The 5947-nt window shown below is 30.7% G+C and carries 4 protein-coding genes; all 4 read right to left on the bottom strand.

Annotation, left to right across the window (positions count from 1 at the left end):
• Positions 1-126 precede the first annotated feature (126 nt).
• The 4 genes from thrS to EHV01_RS02600 all read right to left on the bottom strand — a co-directional run bounded on the left by thrS (position 127) and on the right by EHV01_RS02600 (position 5638).
• Positions 127-2034: a threonine--tRNA ligase gene (thrS, locus tag EHV01_RS02615; RefSeq protein WP_422066072.1), complete on the bottom strand. Its 1908-nt coding sequence runs from the start codon at positions 2032-2034 to the stop codon at positions 127-129.
• A 256-nt stretch (positions 2035-2290) separates the two neighbouring features.
• Positions 2291-3727 (bottom strand): pyruvate kinase, encoded by a 1437-nt coding sequence (gene pyk / locus EHV01_RS02610; RefSeq protein WP_422066071.1) that lies wholly within the window; start codon positions 3725-3727, stop codon positions 2291-2293.
• Positions 3728-3780: 53 nt separating this feature from the next.
• Positions 3781-4764 carry a 6-phosphofructokinase gene (pfkA, locus tag EHV01_RS02605; RefSeq protein WP_422066070.1) on the bottom strand — a complete coding sequence of 328 codons (984 nt, stop codon included), beginning with the start codon at positions 4762-4764 and terminating at the stop codon, positions 3781-3783.
• A gap of 151 nt (positions 4765-4915) precedes the next feature.
• Positions 4916-5638, bottom strand: a complete 723-nt coding sequence (locus EHV01_RS02600) for a spiralin lipoprotein (RefSeq protein WP_422066069.1) — start codon at positions 5636-5638, stop codon at positions 4916-4918.
• Between the last annotated feature and the right edge of the window lie 309 nt (positions 5639-5947).

The raw sequence follows: 5947 nt of genomic DNA, 5'->3' as shown, positions 1-5947 counted from the left end.
GTTTTATTCCTGTTAATCGGAATAATTCTTTATCATTAATAAAATCAAATTTATCAAATTTCATAATTTTAGATTCCTATAATTTCTATTTTAAATATATTTTATAGGAATTTTAAAATAACTAGGTTATGCAAGAAGTCTATTAATTAAAATAATAAACTTATCAAAAGTAGTAGTAATTTGGTCTTCTTGTCCATAAATTCGATAAGTAATCATTTTTTTATCCCGTTCTTGGTCACCAATCACAATTTGATATGGAATTTTAGCAACTTGTGCTTCTCGAATTTTATAACTTAAACGCTCATCACGATCATCAATCATTGTACGTAATTTTAACTTTTTAAATTGCTGATGTAATTCATTAACATATTCCAAATGATGCTCATTATTAACTGGGATTATGACAATTTGTTTTGGAGCTAATCAAAATGGTAAAACCCCTTTTGTTTTTTCTAATAAAATTGCGATAAAACGTTCATAAGTTCCAATTAAACCACGATGTAACATTACTGGTCTTGCTTTTGCTCCTGTTGCATCAATATAACTTAAATTAAATTTTTTTGGTAATAAAAAATCAAATTGTAAAGTTGAAACAGTAATTTCATGGTTTAATGCTGTCTTAATTTGAATGTCTAACTTTGGTCCATAAAACGCTGCTTCGCCAATCATTGGCACATATGGAATTTTTAAATCATCTAATGCTTCTTGTAGCATTTGTTCAGCATGATTTCACATTTGATCATCATCATAATATTTTTCCTTATTTGCTGGATCACGTAATGACAATGAATAATAATCAACAGTAATTTTTAAATCTGTTAAAACTTCATTAATTAATTTAAAACAACGTTTAAATTCTTCTTTTAACTGGTCATGACGTAAAAAGATGTGTGAATCAGTTAATTGCATCATTCGTACTCGCTCGAGTCCTGTTAAGCTTCCCGATGTCTCATAACGATGTAAAATGGCATGCTCAGCAATCCGTAATGGTAATTCACGATAACTACGTTGTTTATAATTATAGACAGCAATATGGTGCGGACATGCCATTGGCCGTAAAACACTAATTTCATTATCTTGTGCCATTGGTGCAAACATATTTTCTTGATAATGATCCCAATGACCAGAAATTTTATACATTTCACTAGTTCCAATAACTGGTGTATCAACCTCAATAAAATCATATTCTCATTCTTTTTCTCGGATATATTCTTGTAGTACTTTTTTTAATGCCATTCCATTTGGTAACCAAATTGGTAAACCAGGTCCAACTAATTTATCAAAAGTAAAGATTTCTAAATCCTTTCCAATTTTACGATGATCGCGTTCTTTTCGCTCTTCATATGCTAATAATATTTGTTCAAATAATTCACGCGAAAAATGTGAACTTCCAGTTAATCGTTGCAACATTTTATTTTTAGCATCATCTTGTCAATACGCTCCTGCTAAACTTCAAAGTTTTAATACTTTAATATGTTTTAAAGTTGTAACTGGATAAGTATTTGGCAAATATAATTCATTGCCAAGTAAGTATCCGGCTTGTTCTGCCCCTGTTTCTAGACAAAAAGTTAATAAATAAAGATTATCCCTATATCATTTTTTTGCATCGGTCAGAGTCCCTAAAACAGGTGTAATAGCAAGATTATTATTAATTAATTTTGTTACTTCCTGTTCTAAAGCACTAAGATCAGTTTCTTTTAAATGTGGTTCAACATCAAAGTCAATTAAAAAGGTATCATCTTGTACCACAATTTTAGCAATTTTAGCGGTTGGATATAAATTAGTAATTGCTTTTGCTACTATTAATGCTGTTGTATTATGCAAAATTGATAAGGCTAGTGGTGATTTATCAGTAATAATTTCTAATGGCCCATCAGTTGTTACTAAATAGTCTAAACTACGAATTTGACCAGCAAAAACCCCACCAAAGGCAGCTTTCCCTAGACTTGATGCAATACTGCTGGCAATAGCATGAATTGTTTGTGGACTTTTAAATTCACGAACTTGCCCATCTGGTAATGTAATTTTAATCATTTGTAATCTTCCTTTCCTAAAAATAAAACTCGCTCCCAATAATTATTAAAACAATAATACTAGGAGCGAGTTCTTCGCGGTACCATCCTAATTAAATTAGGATTTAACCTAATTTATCTTTCACACTTAATAACGAAAAGTGCTTAAACGTAAACTAACCGTTGTTACTAGTAATCTAATCGTTCTTTTATTAAGCTTCCATCATCCTTAACTTGCTGAGAAAAGAGGAAGATTAGACCATGGGTAACTAGTTTAATTATTTAATTGTAATTTCTTTAATTTCTTCGTTGCGCGCAAATAAAATTGTTGAACCAATTTTTGCTCCTCATTTTTTTGCAACTTCACAAATTGCTTTTTCATCTGTTTTAAATGCTTCATAATTATCAACTTTATTCATAAAAATTGAATGCCATGATCCAAAGGCAGTATACAATTCTGGCAGTGGACTAACTCCTAAAATTACTACATTCGGGCGGAATTTTGAAATTGTTTTTAATAATTCTCCGGTGTTTGAAACAACAACAGCATATTCATATTTTCCATCTTTACATTTATTTTCTAATTTTTTAGCAATATCAGCGCGTGGTCCTGTTGTTGAATTCATAGCATCTTCTAATTGCTTTTCATAATATAATTTTGAATAAAATTCATGCTCTGCTCGTTTATTAATCATTGCCATTGTATGAACAGTAATAAATGGATAGTCACCATTTGCTGATTCACCTGATAACATTGTTGCATCAGATCCTAATTCTGTTGCAAAATAAACATCAGTAACTTCTGCTCGTGTCGGCGATGGATTTTCTGTCATTGTTTCTAACATTTGTGTTGCAACAATAACAATTTTTCCTGCTTCACGACATTTACGAATAATAATTTTTTCTCAATATGGAACATCATAATAAGGAATTTCTAAACCTAAATCTCCCCGTGCAACCATAATTCCATCCGATGCGGCAATAATTTCATCAATATTATTAATTCCAATTTGTGATTCAATTTTAGCAATAATTTGAACATGTTCAGCTTTACACTCTTTTAATAATTTTCGAATTTCTTTGATATTACCAGCTGTGTTAACAAATGATGCTGCAATATAATCAATTCCTTGTTCAACTCCAAATTTAATATCATTAATATCTTTTTCAGCTAAAAATGGTAATGTAAAGTCGACCCCCGGTAAATTAATTCGTTTATTTGTTTTAACAATATGATGGTTGAAAGCTTTTGTTTCAATAATTCCTGGCTTAACACCAGTAACATTTAACTGTAATTTCCCATCATCAACTAATACTACGTCACCAACTTTTAAGTCTTGTGACATATCATATGAAACAGTAATTTCCGTTCCAGTTCCTTCACGGCTTTGATATTCCTTTGGTAATGAATAAATTGTAACTGTTGCACCAGCAACAATTTCTTGCTTCCCATCTTTCATTATTCCAACACGAATTTCTGGACCTTTCGTATCTAATAATACTGAAATTGGTTTACCAATTTTAGCACTAACTTCTCGTGCTCACACAATTCGTGCTCCTTGTTCAGCATGATCTCCATGTGAAAAGTTTAAGCGAATTGTGGTCATTCCTGCTTTAAACAGTTCTTCAAGGGCTCTCGCTGAATGGGTACTTGGCCCAATTGTTGTAATAATTTTTGTTCTTTTCATTTTCTCGTTAATATTAAAGTTATCCATTCTCTTGACAATCTCCTTCTAAAAATATTTTACCACCTTATTTTATCGTAAAATTATGATTTTTGATAAATATTCTGATTTAATTCATCAAATTTAGCTCAAATTTCTTTCCGTGATGGTCGTGGAATACTTAATGCTTCCATAATTGGACGAGCAATAATTTGATCACCGTGATTGCCAATTGCTAAACCACCTGCTCCCACAATAATTTGTTCAACAGCAAATTGTGCCATTTGAAAAGCACGATAACGCTCCATTGCCGTTGGATTACCACCTCGTTGAGTATGTCCTAAAACTGTCGCACGGGTAATATAACCACTTTTACTTTCAACTAATTTTGCTAATTTATGCACATCGGGATAAATCATTTCACTAACAACAACAATAACACTTCGTTTTTGTGTTTGATGTAATGTTGCAACCCGTTCAGCAATTTTTGTCTCAGATAAAGCAGCTTCGTTAATTGAAATAATATCTGCTCCACCAGCAATTCCAGCATATAAAGCAATATCACCACAGGCATGACCCATTACTTCCACAATTGAACAACGATTATGTGATTGCATTGTATCACGCAAGCGATCAATTGCTTCAACAACAATATTAATGGCAGTATCAAAACCAATCGTATAATCTGATGAAGTGATATCATTATCAATTGTTCCTGGTAAAGCAATACAATTAATTCCCATCTCTGTTAACCGTTGCGCTCCTTGATAACTTCCATCACCACCAATAACTACTAATGCTGCAATTCCTTGTTTTTTTAAATTAGCAACAGCTTTTTCTCGTACCTTTGGGTCTTTAAATTCCGGTAAGCGTGCACTACCAATCACAGTCCCCCCTAAACGCATAATACTATCCGCAAAATTATTATCAACAACTTCCATTCAATTATTAATTAATCCTAAATAACCATCACGAATAATATATGTTTCTAATCCTTTAGCATGTGCTGTTTTAATAACCCCTGCAATTGCCGCATTCATTCCTTGTGAATCACCACCAGATGTTAAAATTCCAATTTTTTTAAGCATGCTTTTTCTCCTTCTCTTTTGTTTTTTTTCATCTTGTTTATATTAATTTTAGTTGATATTCTACGATTGTAAAGATTTTTTTAACTAAAAAGCATAAAAAAACACTTACAAAGTGTTTTTTTATTTTGTTCCAAATAAGAAAAAGTAATTCTTATTTATCTACAACTGTTACTTTTGCATTGAATCTAAATTGACCAGTAATTTTTGCTGAACTATCCTTTGCTTTAACTGTTACTTCAACAGTTTTCTCTGTTGAATAGTCTTCCGCTTCACCAGTATTTGTAATTTCAAATTCACTTTTTTCTACACCTGGTGCTTTCGCTCGTATAGCATCTAAAACAGCTTGTGCAAGAGCTGTATTTTTATTAACTGCTTTTAATTCATTTTCTGTAACTTTTTGTCGATTGTCTGCTGTAATTTTTACAGTTTGATCAGGCACTGTTACATCTGAAATATCTGCTTTTGTTACTTCACCATATTTTGGTAAAGTTACTTTAATATATCCTGATTTACCAATAACAACGGTTTTATCTTTTGCTGGAGTAATTTGAACATATACATCAACTTTATCTGCTTTTAAATTAACAGTCTCTTCTAATGCTTTACCTTTGTTGTCTGCATAAAGTTCATATAAAAAGTCAGTTGCTTGTGCTGTTTTTACAACACCTTGTACTGCTTTTAAAACATTAGGATCTAATGCTTTTCTAATATCACTATCACTAATTTTTTCATTTTTTTGCTCTACAGTTACAGGTGCTGCAATTGTTTTAACTCTTGATAAGTTGTTACTTTCAGTTTTGTTACATGCGATTACTGATGTTGTCCCTACAGCTGATACACCAAAAACTGCTAAAATCGATAAAAGTCTCTTCATTTCTTATATTTCCTTTCTCTATTAAGTAGTGTTTTTATAAAAGCAAATGTAATTAAAATTACATTGAATATATAAGAGAAAAATAGTATTAATAATAATTATTAATTGCTTCTAACCCTACTTTATACAATTTATATCTTTCTTTTTATTTCCCTTATAGAAGCAATTATACAATAAATATTTTTAAAGACAATAAATATTTCCTTTAATTTTGTCGAAAACTCTTGATGAAATAAAAAAAATCATCAATATGACAATTTGAAAACTAATTTTGTGTAAGATTATGATTTTGCTTTAAATTTTTTAAAY

The sequence above is a fragment of the Spiroplasma sp. hy2 genome (genome assembly GCF_044714365.1).
In the GTDB taxonomy this organism is placed as follows: Bacteria; Bacillota_I; Bacilli_A; order Mycoplasmatales; family Mycoplasmataceae; genus Spiroplasma; species Spiroplasma phoeniceum.
Note: the sequence above shows the minus strand (reverse complement) of the source record. Positions and strands in the feature narration are given on the sequence as shown.